The sequence below is a fragment of the Sinorhizobium prairiense genome, assembly GCF_029201645.2.
Taxonomy (GTDB): domain Bacteria; phylum Pseudomonadota; class Alphaproteobacteria; order Rhizobiales; family Rhizobiaceae; genus Sinorhizobium; species Sinorhizobium meliloti_A.
The window spans coordinates 1,120,886-1,146,107 of the sequence record NZ_CP104133.1; the positions used below are offsets into that span (position 1 = coordinate 1,120,886).

22 protein-coding genes and 1 pseudogene are annotated in these 25,222 nt (G+C 58.6%); 15 read left to right on the plus strand and 8 right to left on the minus strand.

Translation table 11 applies throughout. From position 1 onward, the window contains the following. Positions 1–55: 55 nt before the first annotated feature. From N0Q91_RS28550 to N0Q91_RS28585, 8 genes are all read left to right on the plus strand, one after another. A complete protein-coding gene (locus N0Q91_RS28550) occupies positions 56–535 on the plus strand; it encodes a putative toxin-antitoxin system toxin component, PIN family (protein ID WP_275598875.1) in 480 nt (159 codons plus the stop codon). Then, positions 532–786, plus strand: a complete 255-nt coding sequence (locus N0Q91_RS28555) for a toxin-antitoxin system HicB family antitoxin (protein ID WP_275598876.1) — start codon at positions 532–534, stop codon at positions 784–786. Before N0Q91_RS28550 ends, N0Q91_RS28555 begins: the two co-directional genes overlap by 4 nt. Before the next feature lie 232 nt (positions 787–1,018). Then, positions 1,019–1,297, plus strand: coding sequence for a recombinase family protein (locus N0Q91_RS28560; RefSeq protein ID WP_275598877.1), 279 nt, complete (start codon positions 1,019–1,021; stop codon positions 1,295–1,297). A 73-nt stretch (positions 1,298–1,370) separates the two neighbouring features. Beyond that, the gene (locus N0Q91_RS28565; protein ID WP_275598878.1) at positions 1,371–1,658 is read left to right on the plus strand and encodes a recombinase family protein; all 288 of its coding nucleotides are present in this window, start codon (positions 1,371–1,373) and stop codon (positions 1,656–1,658) included. A 7-nt stretch (positions 1,659–1,665) separates the two neighbouring features. Then, entirely contained in the window at positions 1,666–1,932 is a 267-nt protein-coding gene (locus N0Q91_RS28570) for a recombinase family protein (RefSeq protein ID WP_275599755.1), read from the plus strand. Positions 1,933–2,205: 273 nt separating this feature from the next. Continuing rightward, the gene (locus N0Q91_RS28575) at positions 2,206–2,430 is read left to right on the plus strand and encodes a hypothetical protein (protein WP_275598879.1); all 225 of its coding nucleotides are present in this window, start codon (positions 2,206–2,208) and stop codon (positions 2,428–2,430) included. A gap of 591 nt (positions 2,431–3,021) precedes the next feature. Next, positions 3,022–3,162, plus strand: a complete 141-nt coding sequence (locus N0Q91_RS28580; protein ID WP_275598880.1) for a hypothetical protein — start codon at positions 3,022–3,024, stop codon at positions 3,160–3,162. Positions 3,163–3,318: 156 nt separating this feature from the next. Continuing rightward, positions 3,319–4,878, plus strand: coding sequence for a Fic family protein (locus tag N0Q91_RS28585; RefSeq protein ID WP_275598881.1), 1,560 nt, complete (start codon positions 3,319–3,321; stop codon positions 4,876–4,878). 192 nt (positions 4,879–5,070) lie between these two features. Here N0Q91_RS28585 and N0Q91_RS28590 read toward each other — a convergent pair whose 3' ends face one another. The 3 genes from N0Q91_RS28590 to N0Q91_RS28600 form a co-directional block, all read right to left on the minus strand. Continuing rightward, positions 5,071–5,505 carry a hypothetical protein gene (locus tag N0Q91_RS28590; protein ID WP_275598882.1) on the minus strand — a complete coding sequence of 145 codons (435 nt, stop codon included), beginning with the start codon at positions 5,503–5,505 and terminating at the stop codon, positions 5,071–5,073. A gap of 165 nt (positions 5,506–5,670) precedes the next feature. Further along, on the minus strand, positions 5,671–8,694 hold the full coding sequence (locus N0Q91_RS28595; RefSeq protein WP_275598883.1) for an AsmA family protein: 3,024 nt from the start codon (positions 8,692–8,694) through the stop codon (positions 5,671–5,673). 84 nt (positions 8,695–8,778) lie between these two features. Then, the gene (locus tag N0Q91_RS28600) at positions 8,779–9,810 is read right to left on the minus strand and encodes a LacI family DNA-binding transcriptional regulator (RefSeq protein WP_275598884.1); all 1,032 of its coding nucleotides are present in this window, start codon (positions 9,808–9,810) and stop codon (positions 8,779–8,781) included. A gap of 208 nt (positions 9,811–10,018) precedes the next feature. Here N0Q91_RS28600 and N0Q91_RS28605 point away from each other — a divergent pair. From N0Q91_RS28605 to N0Q91_RS28625, 5 genes and pseudogenes are all read left to right on the plus strand, one after another. Further along, a pseudogene (locus N0Q91_RS28605) lies at positions 10,019–11,109 on the plus strand (fatty acid desaturase family protein). Positions 11,110–11,153: 44 nt separating this feature from the next. Continuing rightward, entirely contained in the window at positions 11,154–11,471 is a 318-nt protein-coding gene (locus N0Q91_RS28610; RefSeq protein WP_275598885.1) for a MocE family 2Fe-2S type ferredoxin, read from the plus strand. Between the two features lie 198 nt (positions 11,472–11,669). Further along, positions 11,670–12,896 carry an NAD(P)/FAD-dependent oxidoreductase gene (locus tag N0Q91_RS28615; RefSeq protein WP_275598886.1) on the plus strand — a complete coding sequence of 409 codons (1,227 nt, stop codon included), beginning with the start codon at positions 11,670–11,672 and terminating at the stop codon, positions 12,894–12,896. A gap of 39 nt (positions 12,897–12,935) precedes the next feature. Further along, positions 12,936–13,736 carry a 3-methyl-2-oxobutanoate hydroxymethyltransferase gene (locus tag N0Q91_RS28620; protein ID WP_275598887.1) on the plus strand — a complete coding sequence of 267 codons (801 nt, stop codon included), beginning with the start codon at positions 12,936–12,938 and terminating at the stop codon, positions 13,734–13,736. 259 nt (positions 13,737–13,995) lie between these two features. Then, positions 13,996–14,772, plus strand: a complete 777-nt coding sequence (locus N0Q91_RS28625) for an ABC transporter permease (protein WP_275598888.1) — start codon at positions 13,996–13,998, stop codon at positions 14,770–14,772. A 31-nt stretch (positions 14,773–14,803) separates the two neighbouring features. Here N0Q91_RS28625 and N0Q91_RS28630 read toward each other — a convergent pair whose 3' ends face one another. Together N0Q91_RS28630 and N0Q91_RS28635 are read right to left on the minus strand one after the other, a co-directional pair. Further along, complete coding sequence (locus N0Q91_RS28630) at positions 14,804–15,784, minus strand: capsular polysaccharide export protein, LipB/KpsS family (RefSeq protein ID WP_345774940.1); 981 nt, start codon at positions 15,782–15,784, stop codon at positions 14,804–14,806. 157 nt (positions 15,785–15,941) lie between these two features. Beyond that, positions 15,942–18,299, minus strand: a complete 2,358-nt coding sequence (locus tag N0Q91_RS28635; RefSeq protein ID WP_275598890.1) for a galactosyltransferase-related protein — start codon at positions 18,297–18,299, stop codon at positions 15,942–15,944. Positions 18,300–18,553: 254 nt separating this feature from the next. Here N0Q91_RS28635 and N0Q91_RS28640 point away from each other — a divergent pair, with 254 nt between their 5' ends. Together N0Q91_RS28640 and N0Q91_RS28645 are read left to right on the plus strand one after the other, a co-directional pair. Then, complete coding sequence (locus tag N0Q91_RS28640) at positions 18,554–19,513, plus strand: glycosyltransferase family 2 protein (RefSeq protein ID WP_275598891.1); 960 nt, start codon at positions 18,554–18,556, stop codon at positions 19,511–19,513. A gap of 549 nt (positions 19,514–20,062) precedes the next feature. Continuing rightward, positions 20,063–21,004: a stealth family protein gene (locus N0Q91_RS28645; RefSeq protein WP_275598892.1), complete on the plus strand. Its 942-nt coding sequence runs from the start codon at positions 20,063–20,065 to the stop codon at positions 21,002–21,004. A gap of 208 nt (positions 21,005–21,212) precedes the next feature. Here the strand turns inward: N0Q91_RS28645 and N0Q91_RS28650 are convergent, their stop codons facing one another. The 3 genes from N0Q91_RS28650 to N0Q91_RS28660 form a co-directional block, all read right to left on the minus strand. Further along, positions 21,213–22,355, minus strand: a complete 1,143-nt coding sequence (locus tag N0Q91_RS28650) for a CDP-glycerol glycerophosphotransferase family protein (protein WP_275598893.1) — start codon at positions 22,353–22,355, stop codon at positions 21,213–21,215. 288 nt (positions 22,356–22,643) lie between these two features. Then, on the minus strand, positions 22,644–23,831 hold the full coding sequence (locus tag N0Q91_RS28655; protein ID WP_275598894.1) for a glycosyltransferase family 2 protein: 1,188 nt from the start codon (positions 23,829–23,831) through the stop codon (positions 22,644–22,646). Between the two features lie 148 nt (positions 23,832–23,979). Continuing rightward, positions 23,980–24,768 carry an FkbM family methyltransferase gene (locus N0Q91_RS28660; protein WP_275598895.1) on the minus strand — a complete coding sequence of 263 codons (789 nt, stop codon included), beginning with the start codon at positions 24,766–24,768 and terminating at the stop codon, positions 23,980–23,982. Positions 24,769–25,222 lie beyond the last annotated feature (454 nt).

Consider the following 25,222-nt stretch of genomic DNA (forward strand, 5'->3'; position numbering starts at 1 on the left):
GGGCCGCCAATGACAATCGGGGCAGAAGCGAAGACAGCGCAGAGGACGAGGATGGATGACGGGAGCCCTCATCCAAAATATTGACATCCTATGGGATGTCTATAAATTATCTCCCATGAGACTGGTTCTGGATACCAACGTTATCGTGGCAGCGTTCCGCAGCCGCAATGGCGCAAGCAACCTGCTTTTGCGTTTCGCTGATCGGGGTATGGTGACGCCGCTTTGCTCGACGGCGCTGTTTCTGGAATATGAGGCTGTGCTGAGCCGACCCGAAACGCGGCAGGCGACCGGCCACAGCCTTGAGGATGTCGCTTCGGTGATGAGTGCGCTTGCCGCTATTACCGAGGGCGTCGATATTTCGTTTCGGACTCGGCCCATGTTGTCCGATGTCGCGGACGAAATGGTGCTGGAAGCTGCCTTGAACGGACAGGCCGAGGCCATCGTGACGCATAACGTCAAGGATTTCCGTCCGGCGCTTGGGTTGGGCGTGACCGTGATAACACCGGGAGAGATTGTCAGGAGACTGAACACATGACGCGGACCCAACGATATAAATACCCGCTGCAACTGCCGCAGTCGCTCAAGGAGACGGCGGCACGCCTGGCACAGGAAGACGGCGTGTCGCTCAATCAGTGGATCATCTCTGCGGTCGCGCAGAAGATCGGGGCCGTGGAGACGGCCAATGAATTCCTGAAAGCGCGTGCAGGTACGACGAAGCGCGGTGCGCTGACAGGCTTGCTGGACAAGGCGCCCGATGTGCCGCCGCTGAAGGAAGACACCATTTGATGCAATGCAACGGGCCGGAATGCATCTGCAGTGAAAGTCTTTTTGCTTGAATGATTGGGCCGGAACCGAGCCGCCCCCTCAAGGCCAGTCGCTTTGCGGGGGTGCTGCCGCACCCGCCTTGACCGGGCGGCTCCGTCCCGGCGTGGGCTTCTGAAGCAGAAAAGGCGCGGCGTGCGCTGGCAGGCAGTGCCAGCCATGACGCTCCGGCGCCAATGTCGGCAGTCACAGAGCATTGCCGAATGAAGGAGAAGCAGACCATGACCCGTGCGGCCCTTATGCCCGCTATTCATCCGACAGTCAGAGCGAGACGCCGATTGAGGACCAGTTCCGGCTTTGCCGGGAACATGCGGGCAGGGAGCAGTGGGAGATCGTCGGTTTCTACGAGGACGCGGCCATATCGGGTTCCAGCACTATCCTGCGTTCCGGCATCCAGCGGCTTGTGCGGGACGCGCAGCTCTGGACCGGATCAGCCGCGATCAGGCCGATGTCGCCACTCTCTACAAGCATTTGAAGCTTGCGGGTGTCACCATCGTTACCTTGGCTGAGGGGAAATCTCCGAGCTTAATGTCGGTCTGAACGGCACGATGAATGCCTTGTTCCTGAAAGACCTTGCGATGAAGACCCATAGCGATTTGCGGGGCAGGGTGGAGAAGGGGAAGGCAGGCGGCGGGCTTTGCTACGGCTACAAGGTGATGAAGAAGGTCGATGCCAACGGCGAACCGATCCGGGGCGACCGAGAGGTTGTGGCGGAGGAAGCCGACACCATCCGCCGCATCTTCCGCGAATTCGCGTCCGGTAAAAGCCCGAAGGCCATTGCCATCGATCTGAACCGGCAGGGGCATTCCCGGGCCGCTTGGCCGCGCATGGGGTGATAGCAGCATTCGCGACCATGTCTCGCGTGGCACCGGCATCATCAACAACGAGCTTTATGCGGGCGTTCTCGTGTGGAACCGCCTGCGGTTCATCAAGGACCCGTCCACCGGCAAGCGCGTGTCGCGTATCAACCCGGAAAGCCAGTGGATCAGGACCGAGGTTCCGCATCTGCGTATGGTGGACGACGAACTTTGGAGCGCCGCCCGCGCACGGAAAGAACAGATATCGGAATCTTTGGCCCCAATCCCGCCAACACGCTGGAAGGCCGCATGAAGCGCGTGCATCTGGCGAACCGCCCCGGTTCATCTGCTCTCCGGCCTTCTGACCTGCGGATGCTGCGGCGGCAAGGTCGGCACGCCGAACCGCTATGCCTGCCTCAACCATCACCGGCGCGGCACTTGCGACAATGGCAGGTCCATCACCTCGACAAGATCGAGGCCCGCGTGCTGACTGGCCTGAAAGAGCGGCTCGTCTCGTCGGAAGCAGTCGCGGAGGCGGTGCGCGCCTATGCGGAGGAAATGAACCGGCTGAAACCGCGAAAGGCGCGTGCAAGCGACCACGGACCAGAAGGCGCTTGCCAAGATCGAGAAGGCGATCGCGGGTATCATCGCGGCCATCGAGGACGGCATGGACCAGCCATCCATGAAAGCGCTCATGGACGACCTTGAACGGCAGAAGGCGGAGATCGTCGCCCGTCTTACTGAGGCGCCCGTGGACATGCCGGACGTTCATCCGAACCTCACCAACCTTTACCGCGTGTGGAGCGCCTGACCGACGCCCTCAGCGATCCGGACAGCGGCAGGCAGGCGGCGGAAGCCCTTCGTTCCCTGATCGGAGAAATTGTCTTCACGCCAGGAGTCAAGCGAGGCGAGGTTCATGCAACCCTACGCGGCGAGTTGTTTGGCATCCTCGAATTCGTCAAAGGCAAGAAAGGCCAGCGCTGCTTTGAAGGGCGCGCTAGTTCGACCTTAGCAGAGTTCAGCGTCGCGTTCTTTTCGCTGCACAGCCGGTTCAGATGCCGCGTGTGCCCGCCTCGATCCCAAGGAGTGGCATCGCCTCGAAAACGGTGCGCTCTCACGCCGCCCTGGACGAGAGAAGCCGGAAATCGACAGGCTGCGGCGCTTGCATGCGCGCCTCAATACGCGTGAACGGGCATCGCTGAAAATGGCCATGCGCAAGGCGGAGCGGCATTAAGCCGTGGCAGGGCTTGAGATGGAGCGCAAGAGGGAGCAGACGCGTAGCACCGATAATATCGCAAGGCAGGACTTCTACGACGCGCGCGCGATCAGGGCGTCTGGATGAAGCAGGAATTCGCAGGAGGTCGATCTACGGGAGCGCTTCAACAACGCTGCCGGATTGCGCATGGCCGGAGTGACCGGCGAGGGCAAGGATAGCTATGCGCCGGACCTGCGGAACGACGTTTACGACGATGGAGACGGCGATGGCGGGGCCGCCCCGTCACGGCACCGCCCCAAGGGCTATGGTTACAGAAGAGGCGAGTAGACCGGGCTTTGAGGCGATTTTCGACCTGAGACACTATTTTGCGGCGTATCGCGACACAAATGAATGGTTTTCGACCCAAGAAGCTGATAGGGTGGTTTTCGACCCCCTCCTTTTTATAGGGGCATTTTTCGACGACAAAGAGGGGCTTTTCGACTTATGCAGCTAGAGCTGGCCCATGCGTCCCATTTTCAAGAGAGCGCCGTTCCCGACGGGACGCGCCTCGCCGGTTGGGCTGCACTGGCTCAGGCGCTGTCGATCAAAGCTCCCGTTCGGCGGCCCAGCTGCGTCTCGGAGAAGCATATCAAAGGCAGCCAGCGTGAAGAAGACACCTGGCAGGTGTTCGACAAGCGATACTGGCCCGGAGATACCTTTGCCGATCATCTCACATTCGCTTTTCGGCATGAAGTTCTCGATCTTCTGATCCTCAAGCGCGTTTTCGACGCCGCTCCCATGGACGCCGTCGAAGAGCTCGTGCGCGCAGCGCCTACGGGCGTTCCGGCACGGCGCCTCTGGTTCTTCTATGAGAAGTTGACCGGGAGAACGCTCAACCTGCCCGACGCCCAGAACGTCGCGGCCATTGATCTTCTCGATCCCGCAGCCTACGTCACTGCCAAGCCGCGCCTGTCGCGACGCCACCGCGTCCGCGATAACCTGCTGGGCGCTGCGCGCTTCTGTCCGGTTATACGCCGCACCAAAGCGCTGGAGGAGTTCGTCGGCCGGGCCCTCGACGAGAAGGCGCGCGAGATCGTCGGTCGCACCGGCTCCCACCTCGTCGCCAGAGCCGCGAGTTTCATGCTGCTGGCCGACAGCCGCGCGAGCTTCGAGATTGAAGGCGAACGTCCGCCACGCAACCGGCTGGAGCGATGGGGCCGCGCCGTCATGCAGGCGGGGCGCAACAAGCTTGATGTCGACGAGATCGTCCGGCTCCACCAGGTGCTGATCGAGGATACGAGGTTCATAAAGCCCGGGCTACGGCGAGAAGGCGTGTTCCTAGGGGAGCGCGACCACAACTACGATCCGCTGCCGGAATTCATCGGGGCACGGCCTGACGACCTCGCCGACCTCATGGAAGGACTGATCGAGGCGAACGACCGGATGAGTGAGGCGGAAATCGACCCCGTCTTGCAGGCTACAATTACGGCCTTCGGGTTCGTCTATATCCACCCGTTACAGGATGGCAACGGGCGGCTTCACCGTTGCCTGATCCACCATGTTCTTGCCGAACGGAAATTTGCCCCGGCAGGCATGGTTTTCCCGGTTTCGTCGGTCATGCTGGACCGAATCGACAACTACCGGACCACCCTTCAGGCTGACACCGGACCTTTGATGCCGTTCATCGAGTGGCGACCAACGCCGGACAGGAACGTCGAGGTTCTCAACGATACCGCCGATCTCTACCGGTACTTCGACTACACTGCGGCTGCCGAATTCCTCTACGGGTGCGTCCAGCGGACGGTCGAACACGACCTGCCGCGCGAAATCGAGTATCTGCGCCGCCATGATGGGGCGCTGCGCCGGATCATGGACACGGTCGAGATGCCCGACCGGCTCGCAGAGAACCTTATCATGTTCATTCGGCAGAACGGCGGGGTTCTTTCGAAGAGGCGGCGAGAGGGCGAGTTCGAGGCACTTTCTGACGAGGAGGTCGCCCAATTGGAATTTATCGTCCAGGAAGCGTTCGATGGCTTCGACGAAATCGCGGTGTCCGCCGCATGACAGCGCTGCGGCTGTCATTCCCGGTACACTCGCAGAAACAGGCCAGACGCTTGTATTCTGCGACGGACCTCACCGGTAGCGGACCGCACTGACACTACCCAGTCCGAGTTGATGCGCGGAGCCGGGCGTGCAGTAGTCTGCCGAAATCGGATACCTTTCTCTCTCGTTCAGTCAGAAACACCCGCTGGTTCTTCAGGTGATCCGTTTCAATGCGGGGTAGCAGGTTAAGGCGGTCGCAAGCCCCCGCCACCGCTGCCGATGGTCGCTAGCCATCTTCGCTGTCCGCGGTGCGGCTAGATGACGGATAGAAAGGGAGCTTCGTTGCGAGAAGCCAGCAAGAGAGAGCGCGGCAATAGCGAGATCTGCCAGACGCCCCAGGGGCGTCAGGCGATCCTGCCGCTTGTGTTCGAGCGCCGCAGTGCTGGGAGGAAGAGCGGGATTCGGCGGAAGCGTGAGCGAGATCGTGTCCGGGATTGCAGCATTGTTGAACGCCGCCATGAACCATTGCAGATCGAGAACCAAACCAGTCTGATCGTCAATACGTCCACCCGGCAAGTGAACGGATAGAACAGCGTCGCTGACGAACAACCTCGCCCATAGGTCCTCTCCATTCTTCACAACGGGCATTCGGAGGCTGCCCTGAACGGCGCTTTGCTTCGCGACGTCACTCTCGCGCTGCGGCAGGATATCGCGGCGAAAATCATGTTGCCGACTACGTCGACGGCGATAAGGCAAAGAAAGTAAGTGGCATGCAGGATCAGGACGCGCCAAGACGATGGCAGGAAGGGTCGGCTAACGCAGGAGCTTTTTGAACAGGCTCTCCATCGGACTGTCCGCCTCATTACTGGGCAGTGCAGTTCCGTTTGCCGGCTGTTCGGCGGGTGCGTCGGCTGTGGCCGGTTCCTCGTTCGAGGGTATTTCCACAGCCGCCTGGTCCGGTTTGGGCGCGCCGTCGCCGCCAATTATCTCCTCGATCGAGAGCTGCTGTTCTTCCTGTTTGAACGCCTTGTCTTTGAGCACCTTTCCAACGGCGCCGCCGAGCAGGTCCTTCACCGAGCCTCCCGAGCCGCCTCCTTTAATGAGGTCGCCGATCGGCAGCTTGTCGATCGGCAGTCCGAAACCTTTAAGCTTTGCCAATGCGGCATCGGGGTTCTTCAGCAGGTCCGAAAGGTCCGGATAGATGCGCGGTGCGGCGAAGCTGCCTTCGACCACCACGGGGACGCCGATGCCGTCGGTGGAGATCTCGGCGCCCTGGCCCTTGAGAGAAGCGACGAGCCGGGGCTCGAGCCGGAAGTTCAGAGCGCGTTCTGCAAGATCGGCCGCACCGTTTCCGGTCATGCGGACGAGCGGGCCGACAAGCTTGATGTCTTCGGTGCGGGCAACGCCGCCTTCGATGGCGAAGGATGCCGCAAGCTCGGTGAATGTCGTCGCTTTGCTGCCGTCCTGCTTGAAGCCTGACGACATCAGGCTCACAAGATTGTTGTAGACGTCGGCGATGTCGATGCCGCGAATGGCGCCATCGGAAAAGGCCACATCCGCTGTGCCCTGCAGCGACTTCGCAAGCGTCCTGGTCGTGCCGCCCGCACCCGTTACGTCGAACCGGGCTTTCAATGCGCCTTCGAGATATCTGAAGCCGGCCATGTCCGTCAAAAGCGGTGCGGCCGAGGCTCCGGAGATGGAGGCCTGCAGGGTGATCGAGGGTTCGGCCCGGGAGCCGTCGGCCTTGAGGCTCGCGACGATATGGCCGCCATAGAACGGGCTTTCGGGCAGCGACAGGCTTGCGATGCCGTCGGAGACGACGAGACTGGTGGCAACCGGTCCGGCAAAGACCTTGCCGTAGCCGAGCTTCTTGGCATTGAGCTGGACGGTTGCATCGATCGACCGGAGCGAAGAGAGATCCAGCGGAGCGTCGGCAGGTTCAGCCCCTTTCGCCTCTTTTGCCAGCGGAGCGGTGGATTGCGCCCCGGCCAGTCGCGCAAGGTCCAGCTCGTCGAAGTTCAGCGCAGTCGTGATCTTCAGCGGTGCCGCGAATTCGACGGAGCCGCTGCCGGCACCTTCAACGCCGTTGACGGATATGGTCGCCTTTTTGAATGAAACGCTCGTCGTGCCCGCATCGACATGCCCGTTGAACGCCACCGGACCGATGCTCTCGGCGCCGCTTTGCCCAAGGCCGACAAGGAAAGCAGAAAGGTCGGCGGTGGAAAAATCGAGTTTCCCCGCATAGGATCCCGGCAGAGCGGCCTTGCCGTCGAGCGACAGGCTTGCTTCGGGCATTTTCACCTGCAGCCTGAGGGGGACCCCCTCGGCGGCGAGATTGCCGGCGAGAAGTGTATCGGCGGCGGGAAGTTGCATATCGAAATCGACCGGTTCGTTGCGCCATTCCAGGCGGCCGGCCACGCGCAGCGGCTTCGCGAGGCTTTCGATCCGGGCCGTGATCTTCTTCGCTTTCACCTCGCGCATCGTCTCATCGGCAATGCCCGGCATTGTGTAAGCCGCATCGCGAAGGCCGATCGTTCCCGTGAGATCGGCCGTCTTTCTGATGTCTTGCGCATCAAGACCGCGAAAGGCAAAGCCGGCGTCGATCGTCAGGGCTCCGGAAAGCGGGACGGATTGGCCGGCCAGGACGGAAAGCTTGGCGATATCGAGACTTTTGCTGGTGATCCCGCCCCGGAAGACCGGGTCGTCGGCCCTGACGTCGGTCGCGACGTTGGCGACAAGGCTGCCGGCGTCGATCCCGAAATGCCCGAGCTCGGCGACCAGTTGCCCGTCCTTGAGTGCGGCCGAAAAGGAAACGTCCGACGCTGAAATTTCGCCGAGGGTCAAAGCGGCGGCGTTGAGGCTCATATCGGCATCGAAGCCGGCCAGAAATTGCAAATTCGCCGGCTTGGCCGTGTCCGCGGCTGGCGCTCCCGGCTGCGAGGTTTCCGGCGTGGCGTCCATGAATGGCGTCAGGTCGAGCCGGTCGGCTTCGAGATCGACAAGAAAGCGCGCACGCTCCCCGGGGACGAAGAGCGCGTTCAGGCCGAAGGCCTGTCCGCCGGCCTCCACTTCACCGCCTCTTATCTGATAGCTGCCATTGGCGTTCAGGGTGACCTGTCCGCTTGCCTCGAAGTTGGTCAGACCCGGCGCCGGAGCTGGATCCGCTTCCACGGTAAGGGCGACGTCGGCGGGCTGGCGCTCGAGCAGCGACCGCAGGGTCGAGATGGTAAAGCTCGTCTCGTAACTCTGCTCCCCCATGCGGGCGGATGCGGAAAGAGAGAACTCGTCATCGATGTCGGGTGCCGAGAGCGTGAGCTCGACATCGGAAACGACCTCCTCGGGGTTGCCTGCGCTTCGCCGTACGAACGTGCCGGAGGTGATGGAGACCGACTCGATTGCGCTTCGTTCAAGAAAGGCGACGAGGGGAGGAAGCGGGTCGCCGGAAGCGGTTTCATCGCTGGCGTCGGGAGCCGGCGTCGCCTCGCCCGGCGCCTTCTCCTCGAGGACGACGACGGGACGGTCGAGCGCGATCTGCTTGATGTGCAGCCGGTCCGACCAGAACGAGGAAAGAGCCACCGAACCGGCGACTTCTGCAAATTCGGCGGTGACCCCTTCCGCTTCGGCCGAGAGGGTCACGTCTTCCGCGACGACTGCAAGATAGGGGAATGCCGAAAGTTTCACAGGACCGTTGAACGCGATCGAACTGCCGGTCGCCGCCGACAATTGCCGCCCGAGTTCGGCCCGCATCCAGTCGCTGGAAATCAGGTTCGGCAGAATGGCGATTGCAGTGACGGCGAGCGCGGCAACGCCCAGAAGACTAAGAATGAAGCGCCGCATCGCTTTCTCCTGGTTGTAAAAGCTATTGATTCGCTATCGTTTTCCAGAAAGCGCGATTTCGCAAATGTCTTCGCGACGCCGGCGTCAGATATTTTCCGGCGTATAGATGTCGAAAGGCAGGAAAGTCTGGCTGGGGACGCTCGAAGCACCCCGGTCGATCGCGCCGACCATGAGGTCTATCGTTTCCCGGGCCAGAGCCGGAACGGGCGTCGAGACCGCCATCAGCACCGTTTCGTCGGCAAGGGCCGCGCGCGATTCCGGCGTCAGCTCGTTGACGACGGCGAGCAGCTTGCCCCCGAGCTTTTCCTCGCGGATCGCCGAGATGGCGCCCTCCATGCCGCCGCCGCAGACGTAAAAGCCCAGGAGATCCGGATGGCGCTGCAGGAGATCGAGTGTCGCTTCGTGGGTGATCTCGGGCGTGTCGAGGTTCACCATCGTGTCGAGGACCTGGAAATCGGGTGCGTTCTCGCGAAAATAGGAGCGAAACCCGATCTCGCGGAGTTCGTGCCCATGGAAACGGTGGCTGCCGACAAAGGCCGCAACCTTTCCCGGCCGCTTGGCCGCCTTGGCGATTATCCAGGCAGCGGTCCGGCCGACTTTCTGATTGTTCAAACCGATATAGCCTTCGCGCACGCCGGCGGCGAAATCCGACAGGAGGGCGAAGAGGGGGATGCCGCGCTCCTTCAGTTCCTCGATTGCAGCAGTCACCGCCGGGTAGTCGGGCGACACCAGCGCGATCGCCTGATTGCGCGCGGCGATCGTCTTCAGCTTTTCGACGATCGCGCCGGGCGTGGAGCTTGCGACGAAATCCACCTGCGCGTTGGCGCGGACATGGGTCACCGAGAGCGCCGCGTTTTCGATCTCCTTTGCCAGGGTCTTGTAGAACGACTGCTCCGGCTTTTGCAGGAGAAAGCCGAGCCGGTATTGCGGCAGATCCTCGAAGACCCTTTGGCGCAGCAGGCCGACGGCATGATAGCCGATCGCTTTTGCCGCATCGTAGACGCGGCGCGCCGTTTCCTCGCGCACCGGATGGCGACCGTTCAGCACCCGGTCGACCGTTGCGACGCTGACCCCGGAGGCGCGGGCAAGATCCGCGATCGTCGGCCTCTTCGTCATGTCTCCTCCCTGAAATTATTCCCTCATCTTTGAGGCTGCCATGCTGATAGGATTTGAGAGAATATATCATGACTGCATTGAGAACCGTCAGAAGTCAACCTATCCTCGGTTCATCGATTGAAGGCGCCGATTGGGAGTGGCGCCGGTTCAAAGGCTGCAGCCGCATTGCGCTCCCTGTGCGAGGCGCGGCGCTGCAGGGGAGGCGGGAATGACGACAGTTGCGACGAAGCGCGATTACAGCCTGCTCGGCCGCGATGCCGAGGCGGCGGTTGCAAGCGGCCTAGCCGCGGCCGAATGGTATCACACCGACATCCCCCGCAAGCAGATGAAGGAGCTGATGAAGCGGGAGGACGGCCCCGCCATCCGCGACACCGCGATCTGGCTCGGCAGCATGGTTCTTCTCGGCGGCCTCGGCGTCTTTTTTGGGGAAGCTGGTGGGCGCTGCCCTTTTTCCTCGCCTATGGCGTCCTTTACGGCTCCGCTTCCGACAGCCGCTGGCATGAATGCGGCCACGGCACCGCCTTCAAGACGATGTGGATGAACGACGCCGTCTACCAGATCGCCTGTTTCATGATCATGCGCAACCCGGTCACCTGGCGCTGGAGCCATACCCGCCATCACACCGACACTGTCATCGTCGGCCGCGACCCGGAAATCGCCGTCATGCGCCCGCCGGATCTGGTCCGCCTGGTTCTCAATTTCTTCGGCATCATCGACGTCTGGCATGCCATGATCGACATGGTCAGAAACGCGTTCGGCGTGATCAGCGCCGCCGAGAAGACCTTCATTCCGGAAACGGAGCAGCCGAAGGCGATCCGCGTCGCCCGGATCTGGCTTGCCATCTATCTGGCGACCATCGGCCTTTCGCTCTATCTCGGCTCGATCCTGCCTTTGATGCTCGTCGGCCTGCCGCGGCTTTACGGCGCCTGGCATCACGTGCTGACGGGGCTTCTGCAGCATGGCGGCCTTGCCGACAACGTGACCGACCACCGGCTGAACAGCCGCACGGTCTACATGAATCCGGTCAGCCGCTTCGTCTACTGGAACATGAACTATCATGTGGAGCACCACATGTTCCCTATGGTGCCCTATCACGCGCTGCCGAAGCTGCACGCCATGATCAGGCACGACCTGCCGGCGGCCAATCCTTCGATCCCGCACGGCTACCGTGAAATGATCCCCGCATTCCTGCGGCAGTTGCGCAACGAGGACTACTTCCTGAAGCGCGAACTGCCGCCGACGGCAAAGCCCTATCGCGAAGAATTCCACAACGACCGGCTCGTTCCTGCCGCGGAGTGAGGCAGCGCGGGCGACCGCAGCAAACTATCGAATGGAGGAAAGAGATGAGCTCGAACTGGGTCGAGGTCTGTGCGGCCGAAGAGATCGACGAGGAAGACGTCATCCGTTTCGATCACGAGGGACGCACCTTTGCCGTCTATCGCAGCCCGGACGACGAGTATTTTGCGACGGACGGGCTCTGCACGCACGAGCAGATCCATCTCGCCGACGGCCTGGTGATAGGCGATATCATCGAATGTCCGAAGCACAACGGCCGCTTCAACTACAAGACCGGCCAGGCCAGGGGCGCGCCAGTCTGCGTCAACCTCAGGACCTATCCGGTCAAGGTGGAGGCAGGGAGCGTGTTCATCGGGCTTTCCTAGCCTAGGGGATCATGAGCGCTCGGCGGGATGCCCCTCATCCGCCTGCCGGCACCTTCTCTCCGCAGGCGGGGAGAAGGGCCTCGCGGCTCGCCTTGCGCTCAAGTCCCCTCTCCCCGCGCGCGGGGAGAGGGTCAGGGTGAGGGGCATGCGCCGGAGCTCAAGCGCCCCGCAGCCAAGGCCTCGGAAGGAGGAGAGAGCATGACGCATATCGTTATCATCGGCGCCGGCGAATGTGGCGCGCGGGCAGCCTTTGCCGTCCGGGAAAAGGGCTTCGGCGGCGAGATCACGCTGATCGGCGCCGAACCGCATCTTCCCTACGAGCGGCCGCCGCTTTCCAAGGACGGACTCGCGGAAGCCTCCCTGCCGAAATTCATCGCGGATGCTGCGCGCTACGAGGAAGAGCGGATTGCGGTCCTGACCGGCGTAACGGCGGAGAGCATCGACCGGGCGCAGAAGAGCGTCACGCTCTCGGACGGACGATCCCTCATCTATGACCGCCTGCTTCTGGCAACCGGCGCCCGCCCGCGCCGCTTCCCGGGCGTGCCGGAAAATGCCGCGCGCATCCGCATGCTGCGGACGCATGCCGATGCGCTTGCGATCCGCGCCGCTCTGACGCCCGATGCAAGGCTCGCCATCATCGGCGGCGGCTTCATCGGCCTGGAGCTTGCCGCGACCGCGCGAAGGCTTGGCGCCGAGGTCGTGCTCGTCGAAGGCCAGCCGCGCCTTCTCTCGCGCGGCGTGCCGGAGGAGATTGCCGCCGTCGTCGCCGAACGGCACAGGCAAGAAGGCGTGGAGATCATCTGCGGCGCGCAGATTGCGGCAATCGAGGAAGCCGCTGACGGCGCAAGCCTGCTCCTTGCCGACGGAGTCGGCCTGAAGGCCGAGCTTGTCGCCGTCGGCATCGGCGCGGTGCCCAACACCGAACTTGCGGAGGTCGCCGGGCTCGCGATCGAAAACGGCATCGCCGTCGACGAGAGGCTCTGCACGTCGGACCCCGATATTTATGCCGCCGGCGACTGCTGCTCCTTCCCTCTGCCGCATTATGGCGGCCGACGGGTGCGGCTCGAAGCCTGGCGCAATGCCCAGGACCAGGGCGCGCTGGCCGCCGCCAACCTGATCGGCGCGGCAGAAACCATGGCCAGCGTTCCCTGGTTCTGGTCGGATCAGTACGAGTTCACCCTGCAGATCGCGGGGCTTGCCGAGGGTGCGGAGACGACCGTCCGGCGCGACATGGAGGAGGGGGCCTTCATCCTCTTTCATCTGAATGGCGAGGGACGGCTGATCGCCGCGAGCGGCATCGGCCCCGGCAATGCCGTTGCCCGCGATATTCGTCTTGCCGAAATGCTGATCGCCGCCGGGGCAAAGCCGGATCCGCTGGCGCTTGCCTCACCCGAAACCAGGCTCAAGAAGCTGCTGGCGGCCTGAGAGTTGCCGCGCTCCGGCCCTCGAATACAGGAGAACCCGATGAGACACCGCCGCCCGACCGTTGCCGATCTCCTGTCGATGAAAGGAAAGCGTCAGCTCACCATGCTCCGGGTCGTGACGCTGGCGGAGGCGGAAGCCGCGGAGAAGGCCAGGATCGACCTCGTCTCCGTCCCGCCGGCGCTGCTCGGCCCCGAATTTCGCGAGGCGGCCCCTTCCGTCTTCGCCTTTCCCGGCCTCGAATATGGAGACCACGTGACCGCCGAGGATTATATCCGCGCCGCCTTTCAGGCGCTGAAGGTGGGCGGCGATGCCGTCTACTGCGCCGCAGGCCTCTCGACGGTCAAGCGCATGCGCGAGGAGGGCATTCCCGTCTGCGGCCATGTCGGGCTGATCCCTTCCAAGGCCACCTGGACCGGCGGCTTTCGCGCCGTCGGCAAGACGGCGGCAAGTGCGCTCGAGATCTGGCGCCAGACGAAGGTGCTGGAAGAGGCGGGGGCTTTTGCCGCCGAGATCGAGGTGGTGCCGGGCGAAGTCGCCGCCGCGATCAGCGCGCGCACCTCCATGCTGATGCTGTCGATGGGGGCGGGGACGGGCTGCGACGCGCAATATCTCTTTGCCGAGGACGTGCTCGGCGCCCACCGCGGCCATTATCCGCGCCACGCCAAGACCTATCGCAACTTCGCCGCCGAATACGACCGCCTGCAGCAGGAGCGCATCGCCGCCTTCTCCGAATTCGCTTTCGACGTCCGCTCCGGCGCCTATCCGGAAAAAAACCATCTTGTCGGTATTGAGGAGAAGGAGCTTGGCGCTTTCCTTGCCGAATTCGAAGGCGAGCGCTGAGCAGGACGAGCTCACCTCCCAGTGGGGCCGCCTGGCCGCCTCGACCGAAAGGTTCGGGGCGGCCTTTTTTGTCTGGCAAGCGAGACGCCAACGATTTGCCAGCAAGAGCGGTTTGTGGAATATGGCGGCAAGATGCAGGCGCCGCCCCCTACGCCGGCAGCATGCCGCGTGTCCCTTTTCCCCGCCTGGCGGGGGGGTGCCGGCAGGCGGATGAGGGGCGGCGGCCAGGTCATCCATGGCAATACAGTTGAGGTCGGACGTGAATCTCATCCAACAGCACCTGAGAGTGACGGCAGCGCTGATCGTTCGCGAAATGTCGACGCGCTTCGGCTCGAAGCCGGGAGGCTATCTCTGGGCGATCTTCGACCCGGTGGCCCATGTCGCGCTGATGACGCTGATCTTCCAGGCAATCGCGAGAATGCCGGCTCTTGGCCTGAGCTTCCCGCTGTTCTTCGCCAGCGGCTACCTGCCCTTTGCCTTCTATCAGCGCATGTCCGGTTTCATGGCCGGCACGGTGAAGGCCAATAAGGCGCTCTTCTCCTACCCGATCGTCACCCCTTTCGATGCGATCGTCTCGCGCTTCATCCTGCAGCTGATGACCGATACGCTGGTGACGATCCTGATCCTCGTAATGATCCTCGAACTCGGCGGCGTCACCCAGCCGATGAACTTCGCCGGCATGATCGAGGCCGCGGCGGCCGCCGCCCTGCTGGGCCTCGGCATCGGCACGATCAACATCGTCATGTTCGCCCGTTTCCCGCTCTACGAACAGATATTCAGCATCGTCAACCGCCCGCTCTTCATGGTCTCCGGCGTCTTCTTCCTGCCGGAATCGCTACCGAACCCCTTCCGTAATTTTCTCCTCTACAACCCGTTGGTGCATGTCATCATGTGGTTCCGCGCAAGCATCTATCCGGAATACCGAACCGACTTGCTGGACAAGGGCTATGTGATCGAGTTCGCCCTCGTCTGCTTTGTGGCAGGGCTGCTGCTGCTGACGGCCTCGATGCGGGAGATACGGGAGGATAGGCTTTGAGCGGCTCGCGGCGGCCGCATGGCCTTAAGAGCTATGCCGGCAGCTGCTCCGACCGCATTCTGCTAAGCGCTTCCAGTGCCTGTTCGATTTCGATCGGCTGTTTGCTCACCGGGTCGAGATATTTGGCATAGAGAATATAGGCGGCAGCAAAGACTTCGTCGATCGAGAGCTTTCGGCCGCGGCGTGGATTTTCCTGACGGTCATCCGTTAGCCCCCAGCCGGAATAGAATGGACAGCCGACTGTCGTGACTTTGATCCCGCGCAACAGCGCCTCGAAGCCCGAAAGGGACGTGATCGTGTAGACGTGATCGACGGTGTCGAGTGCATCTGCGAGGCTAATGTCCTGGCGGAGTATCAGCGCGATGTCGCGTACGAGTTCCGGATCCGATCTCGCCTCCGCCGTGCCCTTCAAGACTTCTGGATGTGGCTTGTAAATGATTTGGGCCGCGGGGTTCTCCAAGACGGCGAGCTTCACCAGATCGTTGTTCGTCACCTTCTTTGAGCAGCCATAGGCGATCGATGCGTCGCGTTCGACCTGGCCAATGACAAGCACCCGCTTTCTCCTCTTTTCGCCGTAGACGGATGTGATGTCGAGTGATCGGCCCGCGTTGTATTTGCTGAGCCGGCAAGCGAGCAATCTTTCCCGTGTCCTGGTCGCCCTGCTCATCAAGTCGTGATCACTCTTGAAATCGTAGGTCCGCAGAATGTCTTCGAGGTCGGTCGGCACATTTGCGTTGAAGTACATGTTTTGTGCGTCGAACACCAGTGAAAGCGGCGGGACTCGCAAAGCGCCGAGCGCGACCGAACGGAGAAATCCGTCTTCCACATATTGGAACGGGATGCCGTTGCGATCGCAGAACTCCTTGAGCATCGGCGGCCCTTTGTACTGCCATGCCAAAACCTTTGTGCGAGGATCGCGAAGAAGCTTTCGTTTCCAGAATAGCTCGAACTCGAAGGGCCACTGCTTGAGACGAATGAAGCTTAGCTTTTGCTCTGGAAACCAGTCGCACATAAATGTCTTCCAGCGGTTGAAGCCGAAGAGGAACAGAGGAGGTTTCGAGACTTCCGCTTCCAGATTGTCGGATGGATATTTTAAAGTGTTTCCCAAGTACCAGTAACCCTCATTGCCCGGAATTGCTTCGCTTGATCGTATCCGGGTTGCACGTCAGCTAGTCCGCCTTTATTGGAAAGGGTCTGGATGCAAATTGCAACCAGCGCGGCCGCTTCATCTCACGCAGGCGCCGAGTGACATTCTTATTGTCTGGCGATAGCCTGACGGCCGTCTGCAATCGCGCCAGTGCACTCTCGCGATCTCCGCATGCGAAAAACGCCTCGGCCGCTTCCCGATAGTGTGTGGCGTTGTTCGGAGTCAACTTCGCAGCAAGATCGAATAAGCGGGCGGCCTCCACGTGTTGACCGCGGTGATATGCATTACGCGCCCTCGTAACCGCTTCTCTTGAGTTTCCGGGCTGTGTCTTGCTGACGCCAGATTCGGAGTACTTTTGCGAACGTATCCATTCGCGATACAGATCATAAATAGGGGCGTTGACGTCGACAAAACGCTGATCGTCGGCAGTGTCCAGAATTCGCTGGCCGAGGAGATTCACGCGGTAGTAATCAATACGTTCGGTTATGGTCAACTTTGCATCACTCGTGTGGCGCTTTTCAGAAACGGTGAATTTGCCGAAACTGTAGAAGTCTTCGATGAGATACGAAAGGAACCGGAGGCGGCTGTCTTGGTCGATGTCAAACCCGGCGGTGAGGAGTGCCAGGACTTGATTGGCGGTCGCGGCTTTTCGATTGAGCTTTTCATCCGAATAGAAGGCCTGTGCTGCGTGGATTACGGGTCGATCGAACAGCACTGACAGAACCCCAACACCGGAGTTCATCAGGAGCACATAGTCGCTAATCTCCAACAGGTCTTTGATGTGCATGTCGCCTGCATCAATGGCGCCGGGCACCGTCTCCTGCACGGAGGAAAGCGGATGCTTCTTAAACAGCACGGCCCAGTCGGAAGGAAGCCTTTTGGTCACTTCGCGCACGAGTTCGACAAAATTGTCGAAGGATCCGATATCGCCTGCGAAATAGCGGACAGTCGTGTCTGACCGCGATTGAAACGGCACGAAAAGTATCTTTTTATCCGCAGGTAACCCGAGTTGGCGGAGGGCCGCGCGGCTGCCGAGCCGCTTCCCCTGCTTTTCCAGGGTTGCATCGGACTCTGTTTCAGAGGCGATATATTCTGTCACCCGGCGCAGACGGTCCGCATCGAGTTGAGCCGGCCAGTGTTCGCGACGGTAACGTGTGCTTTCGCAGCAAAAGCCTGTGTCATCGATGAACATCGAATCGGTGAGCGCGCCTCGCTCCACGACATAATAGGGAATCCCCGCAGCGCGGACCTGACTATACACGCGCGATCGTGTCTCATTAGCGTAAGGATTGGTGAAAATGACGCGGTTGATATTGTTGCCGTGGAGGTATTCCACGATGTTTACGTGTTCAAATTCGTCATAGCTTTTGACCTCTACCTCGCCCCAAAGTGGTAGCAGTGCAGGATTGTAGGCGAAAGTACCCCGTCCGAAAATAAGTGATTTTCCCTTCTCCGCGGCAGCAATCGGCGGAAGATGATGTCCCTCGGCCTCGAACTTTTTTATGCTTGCGGCGAACAATCTTTTGTTGCCTCCATGCAAGTCCCTGTTCCGCCAAGAAGGATCCTTTGGGTGTTCTGCGTGAAACACGAAGAGGCCCTTACGTGAGAGAAGGTCCCCATGCAGCTTGAACTGGGCGCGCCAACCCTTGTAGGCAGAGTTGGTACTGTAGCCAGATTCGACGAGCCAAGTGTGGCTCAGGGGCGACATGAAGCAGTTTTTTGCCCTGACCATGCGATAAGCAAATTCAAGGTCTTCTAGACCCCAGCCCTTGAATTGGTCGTTATAGCCGCCGATCGACAGGTAATACATTCTATTGACAATGATTACAGAGCTTGCTGGCAAAACGGTGCGCACCAGTGGCCCGCCGAGAAGAAAATTGTGGACAATCTCGTCCTTGGTAAGTGCGCCGCTTATCGCTTTCTCCGTCGCCTCCGCTGTGAGGTACAGCGCAGGTACGGTGATGAAGCGGTCGGAGTGACGCGTGAGCCCCTGTAATTCAATTTCTCGCACAAGGGCTTGGTAGTAGCCGGGATAACCGAATAGATCGACGTCTTCATGCACGATGAACGTTGATCGGGCATGGGCCGCCCCGAGGTTTCGCGCCGTCGCGGCGCAGAAATTTCTCTTCTCTGTGACCACTCGGAGATAATCAAAGCCGAGCTCCCGGCAGGCGGCACGCAAGCGTTGCGCATCTGTCGGCGAAGATCCTTCGTCTACCACTAAGAACGAAACGCTTTGTGGGATGTCAGTGTCGAGGCGTCGCAGTTTCAGCCTCTCGACCATGTCATAGTGCGACGCCGTTCTAATTGTGACGATGACGGTAAGCAGGGGGTGATCGACAGTCGAATTAACACTGAACGAGGGCTTCTCGTATCTCATCAAGGCACCTTCGTAGATTCAAAAAGCGGCAAACGAGGACGGTCGCTTCTAGAGCAAGGTCGATGACAAGTTGATGACAGCGCATGTTGATGCATCGTGTAACGACAGGCCGACGCCCTTCTAGGCCATGAACCGCCCGCAGTTGCGGGAGGTGCGGTACGAGAGCTATCCGAGTCTTTCCTGGTTGACATAAAACTGTCATAAAACCTACACAAAGCCGATCGGAATGCACGAGTTTGGGCCAGAGAGGGGTTATGACGCTGAGGGACTTCAGACGGTTTCCGTTGAAGAAATTGCGGCGATGGCGGGTGCCAGTTTGCGGCAATCTACTGGTTCGAGCATTCGCGAGGCTTGATCAAAACGGCCTATTGTCTGACCTCTGCGCGGATCCTCAGCTACTGTATGAACGCTGGTGGCCATATAGACTGCTGAGACGCAAGTTTCTTCAGGCACATGCGCCGCTGGTCAGCGTTGTTGTGGCGACCAGAAACAATGAAGCGACCATCGAACGTTCGCTGCGTAGTCTCACTAAGCAAACGCTTAGTCATCTTGAGATAATCGTCGTAGATGATGCGAGTACAGACAATTCGGTACGGATCATCCGCACTTTGGCGCTATCGGATAGACGGATACGCATCATCGAAAATCGCCGACAAATGGGGACTGGAGCAAGCCGAAATCGCGGTCTTCAGGCTGCGACTGGTGATTATGTCACTTTTCAGGATGGCGATGATTTTAGTGCGCCGTCGCGGTTAGAAATGCAGCACGACGCATTTAAGAAGTTCCCGAACAAAATGCTTGTGTTATGCAACTATGTCCGTGTCAACGATCGCGGCGTAAGGCTCGTGATCAACGATCGGAGGGTCATGAAATGCATCATATCGATGATGTTTCCGAGAAAGGAAGTGCTGGAAAAGGTTGGATATTTTCTCGAAAGTAGCCTTAGCGAGGATGCGGATTTCTACGAGAGAATTAAAATCGCCTTCGGCGAAGGGTGTGAATACATTGTATTCCGCACACTATATGAGGCTCTCTTTAGAGAGGAGTCCTCCTTTTTTTCTGAAGTCGAGATTCATGAGGCCACTAACAACGCCATAAAATTCACAAGGAAGCCTCAAGCGAAAGTTTCCTGGCAGGCAATGTGCGCGCGCCATGCAAAGATGAGGCGCGGCGAACTAGAGGTGTACGTTTCACCGCCGCCGATTCCGAATTAAGAGTGGAATCAGTTGAATGCTAAAGGCGGCAAAATGGCAGATCGACCGACTTGGTCGCTTAGTGCGGGATGAGCTACTAAAAAAAAACCTCATCACACACATGCTGTCGCCAACCCGGCAGGATCATGCTTGGGTATCGGCGGCCCGTGAGGCTCTGGCTGAGGCGAAATTCAGCGGCGTTAGCGACTTCCTTAGCATGCTCAGTTCTGGCATCACCAGGGGGCAACCGGGCTTTCTTCGGACATTGATCTCAGTGCAGCGGCGTTCCCATTCACAATTGATGCTCTTAACCGTATCGCGGATGTAGCTGGCGAAACGGTCTACGTTCTCGATGGAAATGGCTCTTGGATTGACAGGACCACTAAGGGATTCAAGGCGGCAATCCAGAAGCCCGGTCGAAGCGGCTATATCGAACTCGCAATTGTCGACCGCCGCGACCGGTTAAAAGGAAGAGTCAGTGTCAATCTATGGCGACAAGTCGCCGACGTCCTCGAATGCACCGCCCCGAAGGCGCCCATTAAGAAAATTCTGGCTGGCTGCGAAAGCCGGTTGAATCCGCGGCGCGTTGATACAGTCATTGAGCCGATCGATGTTGTCTACACTTGGGTGAATGCTGACGACCCCGCTTGGCGTGATTTGATCGCTCCGTACCGCGACAGGATCAAGGTAGACCATGACAGGTTCGTCCAGTACGATGAACTAAAATATTCGATACGCTCACTGTTCACCTTCGCTCCGTGGGTTCGAAAAGTGTATATCTTTACAAACTGCGCACCGCCCGAGTGGTTCCTGCCATCCGATCGGATCCAGTGGGTCAAGCACGAGGAAGTGATACCGAAGGCATATCTCCCGTTGTTTAATTCACACGCAATTGAAACCTTCCTGCATGAGATCCCCGGATTATCGGAACGGTATATTTACTTTAACGACGACGTTTTCCTGTCTGGCGCTGTGCGGCCAACAGACTTTTTCAACGCCTACGGTCAATCAGTGAGCAGAATGGAGACTTCCGGCGTCCTAACCCATCTTGAGCAAAGAGTGGAGGCCGGGACCGCCGAGGAATGGCAGTGCGCGGCGGTCAACAGCGCCAAGCTACTCTTTAAGGAGACCGGTGTTTTCCCGCTGCGACTTCACCGGCATGCGCCTCACGCTTACCAAAGAACGGTGTATGCGGAGTTGGCGAACAAATTCCCTAAAGAACTCGAAGTGACGAGGAGGGCCCGATTCCGTCAAGAGACGGATTACACGTTCACCTCGTTCTTGTTCCATCATTTCGCTTTGTGGCGAGGTAAGGCTGCTCATCTTGACGAAGACTCGATGGTCGTCCGCGCATCAAATTACAAGCGGTTCTTGGCACGCAAGATTTATAGTACGCAGCGGTTTTTCTGCATAAATGATGGAGGTGGGAGCGCTGATGATGCTGATTTCCAAAGATTCAAGAAAAAATTCTTGAACGCGCACTACCCATTCAAATCGCCGGCGGAGATTTAGGCAATCTTCAATAGCGTGAAACAGCTACTCGATAAATTTACTGTCTGTACCAAAAAGCTGTCGGTTGGCACGTGACGCCGGAACAGGCGGCGAACTTGTCGCTCTGGCATACTTTTGAGCCTGCCAGCGTGCGGTCATCCATAAGTAGTCGATGCGGAGCAACACAACATGGTGCAGGACTGGTCAGCCGTCTGTTTTTTCGTAGCGTTCATGCCCTGGGCGTAAAAGATAAATCCTCAATTTCTTTGTATAGCCTCTCCCGGCAAAGGCCGTCCCTGAAAGGAAACGTGTCTCGTCTGCGGGCAGGGAATTGCGTATCCTCTTTTCCTAAAAGCGCAGCTTCAAGGTCGTGTAGAGCGGCTGCTTCCTCGGTCGAGACCGGGCCAAACCCATCACGGTCGAAGTCAAAATAGCCGACTTTATAGATATGACCGGCATAGAAGGAGTTTCGGTCGAATTGATAATAAATAACTGGACTATTCAGGAAAGCTAAGTCAAAGGCCACCGATGAATAGTCGGTAATGAGCGCACTGGTGCGCGCAAAGTAGGGTTGGAGGCTGCCAGTATCCAGCGCGTTCACTGTGGATACCCACGGTGGCGGTTCGAAGGCATCAATATAGTCCGCGAAATTGGGGTGCGGGCAGAACACTATGGACTTGCAGTGTTCTTTTCCCAGCTCGCGCAATTTATCTGAATTGATGAAACTCTTCCATCGAGCCAAGTACTCACTGCACGCGAATTCCGAATTGACTTTTCTCTTCTTTTCAATACCGTCGATATGTGTGAGGTTTTGGCGCCACGTTGGCATGATGAAGATGGTGTCTTTTTTCGCTGAGGTTCCTTCCGACAGGAGGGAGTCGTGGCGAGGGATTCCAATCAGACGAACTTCTCGACTGGTCAACCGGTAGCCGGAGCAGGCGTCCGTAACAGAGCTAAACTCTTTAGGTGTCGACGTGACCAAAACGCGCGGCATCATGTCGTTGAACCATTCAGACTGATCGTGAACGATAACCCCGTGCTGGAGGAAGACGAACTGGTAATTAATTAAGTCGCTGTACTCGGCCCGATGGTAGGGTCGGGCTATGAATCTGTCGCCGTGGGAACTCAACAGAAATTTTGCATTCGCAAGAGCCGCGAAATGATCCTTGGACATGAACTCTACAAGGTGAAAACCGTCGTTATGCAGCCTCTCCCAATCCGGCGATTTGCGGCTAAGGACAAAGACCGGTTTGACCGGCTTCTTTTCGCTTACTAGGTAGCGGTAAAAAGCTTCTGCATTGTCGCCGGCCTTGTCGGCCCGATCCATCAAAACCCAGCAACCGCCAAATTTCTCGATGGATGACGGCGACATAGCATGCAGTCGATTCGCCCGCGCACGCGGGGAGATTTTACTCGGGACCCCGGAGAAAACACGGACATCACATCGTACAAGGTCACGCTCGGTGAGAGGGTCTTACCACCGAGACGGATTGCGGTGCCGATGTGGCGGTGAACGGTGAGTTTGCCACTAGTAAAACGAACCCAGAAAGAGTGCTCGTGATAAAATTCCTCGCCGAATAGTTCAGTTTTGATCGACTTCGAAAAAAGCTTCTCGCATGCGTTGCCGTCGACCGCGACCGCCAGGTCATCAACATTGTTCTCAGAAAAGTAGAGGAGCTTTACCATGCCGGAATGACGGTCTAATTCCTTGATGTAGACGAGAGTTCCGATCCGGAGTTGTCTTCTTGAATAGGTTAAGCGCTCCGACGCGGATCTCTTCATGGAATGACGAAAGAGAGAAATCCTTAATGTTTTCGGGGTCGATATAAGCGAAAGTCTCATGGAGGCTATCCCTGAGACCCCGCCGCTCATCATCTGAAAGCATTGCCATCAAATGAGGTTTCGAAATACCGATTCTGATGTGCCCAGTTGTGTCGTACAGGATTGTGCGCTGAACAAAGCGCGGTATCGAGGGCGCAATCTTGGCCGCATCATGCAGCAGGCCAAGCCAGCCGTAACGTGGCTGATTGGTATAAAATTCACCGCGGCTGTGGGCCGTATCCATCTGCGAAGTCTGGTCTTGGCGTTTCCGATAATAATACTTTGCCAGACTGCTGAACACGACGGTAGTCCCGCTTGAGCGCACTAGATACCGGTTGACGAAGTTTGCGTCTTCGAAACGTGGTTTGATCCTGCTGTCGAACTTCAACTTATGTTCTTGGATCAGTTCACGACGGAAAAAGGCGAGGGCAGCGGAGAGCTGTACATGCTCTCGCATGTCATCGACGGACAGCCACGTTTCGGGCTGCTGGAACCGATACCTCAGTGCATGGGAGTTCTTAATTTCGCCTGTTTGCTCCATATACACATGGAGATTGCAGCAGATCATCGAAAGGCGATAGACCTTTCCTTTTTTGATCATCCGGTTAACGTGGTGCAGGTAATGAACATGCAGAAAGTCATCCGGATCGGGAAATGACACCCACGTTCCGCAGGCGATCGACACGCCTGTGTTTCGAGCCTCTGCGGCTCCCGAATTGACCTGCCTGTGGTACCGGATCAGCCCCGGATGCTGACGGGACCAGTACTCCACCCTCTCCGATGTGTTATCGGTCGACCCATCGTCGACTATAACGATCTCAAGATTCTTAGTGCCGGTGGACTGCGTTACGACCGACTTGAAAAAGTCGTCTATGTACCGACCAACATTGTAACAGGGGACAACCAAGGAAACGGTGTCGATCAGAGTGGGTTTCCGTGACCATGGCACGCGGCGTCCAGTATCTCGGATGCGTTTCTCGAGTGGTGTCACCAACTGGCGATCAAGGAAACTTACAACAGCCTTCATAGATACAATTGACTCATCTGGTTTGGTTGGCTCTGCAAAGCTGGCTTTTGCAACATGCCGAGGTTCGTTGCAAGGCCCAACTGACGATGCGAACTGTCAGCTTGATTGACGGCGAAGGCGAAGCCCATCGTACGTTTTGAGCGGAGGACTACCGCTTACACAAAACGCTATGGAAATACTCAACATTTCGCCGAATCTCGTGGTTCATTAGTGTATCCCTGTTGAGGAATACGACGTTATATTGAGATCTGAATTCGAAATCGCGTGCCACTGGCACTAATCCGAGATCATATAATTCGGATATCACACGAGTAGCTAGCCATTCTCCGTCCCAGTGGCTTCTGTCGGACATCTCAACTATGGCGGCCTGCGATTTCGCCAAGACCGAACGACCTCCTTCGATAACGCCTCTGGTTGCCCCCTCGACATCGATCCAGATTGTGTTTGTCGGCGCCGAAGGGAAAAGCTCGTCGAGCGAGGCAGCGGGAACCGTCACTTCCTCATAGGTCGTTTTATCGTCTGCGCGCTTCAGGAGGCTGCTCTGCCCGGTGAGAGGGGTAACTTCCTTTCCGTCCACTGTTTTCCGAATGTTGAAAGTGATCGTTCCGGAGGTTTCAGAAATTGCCTTGTGTATGTAGTTGACCCTGTCCGCTTCGAACGAACCAACTCTGCTGAAATATTCGTAGTTGTAAGGGTTCGCTTCGAAAGCGAAAATTTCTGTTTCTGGACATAGCGAGCGTATTCGCGTGGAGGCGTAAGCCTGCCGCGCTCCCGCCTCGATAAACGTGCTAGGCTTTATAGCGCGAGTAATCCCGTAGAAAAACTCAGCCAAGGCATCGGCGGACTTTCGTCGCCCCTCCGTTTCCCAAAGCGAGAAGTTCGACGCCGTCGCGAGCATTTGCAGTTCATAAAGCCGGATGATCTCTTCCTTATGCAAGAGTTCAACTCCTTCTGTCTTCCCCATTTCTGACTACCATGATTGCGGCACGCTGCTGTTGTTCGCTGTACGCTTGCCCGGTTCCCTTGGCCCTCTGCCAGGAAGTACGTTAGAGCATCGATCACATATGTCCCCTATGCCGTAGTCGATGGCCAGCTCGCTCATCTCCATTTGCAATGTCGAGAACGGCCCCTCCGCAATTCTCCCCAGACGGTCGGACGAGAGGCACCGTCTAGCCATTGCAACAGCTATCGCTTGATTCATAGCCCCAATAGCCTCGGCTGGTGCCGTACAGCGATCGTGCGAGTGGCGAATTAGACATCGCCCTGGTCGATTCTCATCCTGGCGCGCAGGCGGAAATTTGTGGGAAGAAATTGACTTCTGTGTGGGTCACCCGTGGCTAGCAATGCTAGTCCATCTTTGCAACAGGCAGCTCAGCTTTCGTACAATGTCG

Bases quoted from the DNA above. Each gene is read 5' to 3' on its own strand.
- N0Q91_RS28600 (WP_275598884.1), bottom strand. From the start codon at position 9,810: ATGACGAAGAGGCCGACGATCGCGGATCTTGCCCGCGCCTCCGGGGTC.
- N0Q91_RS28585 (WP_275598881.1), top strand. From the start codon at position 3,319: ATGCAGCTAGAGCTGGCCCATGCGTCCCATTTTCAAGAGAGCGCCGTT.
- N0Q91_RS28555 (WP_275598876.1), top strand. From the start codon at position 532: ATGACGCGGACCCAACGATATAAATACCCGCTGCAACTGCCGCAGTCG.
- N0Q91_RS28565 (WP_275598878.1), top strand. From the start codon at position 1,371: ATGAATGCCTTGTTCCTGAAAGACCTTGCGATGAAGACCCATAGCGAT.
- N0Q91_RS28630 (WP_345774940.1), bottom strand. From the start codon at position 15,784: ATGTGCGACTGGTTTCCAGAGCAAAAGCTAAGCTTCATTCGTCTCAAG.
- N0Q91_RS28640 (WP_275598891.1), top strand. From the start codon at position 18,554: ATGACGCTGAGGGACTTCAGACGGTTTCCGTTGAAGAAATTGCGGCGA.
- N0Q91_RS28595 (WP_275598883.1), bottom strand. From the start codon at position 8,694: ATGCGGCGCTTCATTCTTAGTCTTCTGGGCGTTGCCGCGCTCGCCGTC.
- N0Q91_RS28635 (WP_275598890.1), bottom strand. From the start codon at position 18,299: ATGAGATACGAGAAGCCCTCGTTCAGTGTTAATTCGACTGTCGATCAC.
- N0Q91_RS28550 (WP_275598875.1), top strand. From the start codon at position 56: ATGACGGGAGCCCTCATCCAAAATATTGACATCCTATGGGATGTCTAT.
- N0Q91_RS28615 (WP_275598886.1), top strand. From the start codon at position 11,670: ATGACGCATATCGTTATCATCGGCGCCGGCGAATGTGGCGCGCGGGCA.
- N0Q91_RS28580 (WP_275598880.1), top strand. From the start codon at position 3,022: ATGGCCGGAGTGACCGGCGAGGGCAAGGATAGCTATGCGCCGGACCTG.
- N0Q91_RS28590 (WP_275598882.1), bottom strand. From the start codon at position 5,505: ATGCCCGTTGTGAAGAATGGAGAGGACCTATGGGCGAGGTTGTTCGTC.
- N0Q91_RS28610 (WP_275598885.1), top strand. From the start codon at position 11,154: ATGAGCTCGAACTGGGTCGAGGTCTGTGCGGCCGAAGAGATCGACGAG.
- N0Q91_RS28655 (WP_275598894.1), bottom strand. From the start codon at position 23,831: ATGAAGGCTGTTGTAAGTTTCCTTGATCGCCAGTTGGTGACACCACTC.
- N0Q91_RS28650 (WP_275598893.1), bottom strand. From the start codon at position 22,355: ATGTCGCCGTCATCCATCGAGAAATTTGGCGGTTGCTGGGTTTTGATG.
- N0Q91_RS28620 (WP_275598887.1), top strand. From the start codon at position 12,936: ATGAGACACCGCCGCCCGACCGTTGCCGATCTCCTGTCGATGAAAGGA.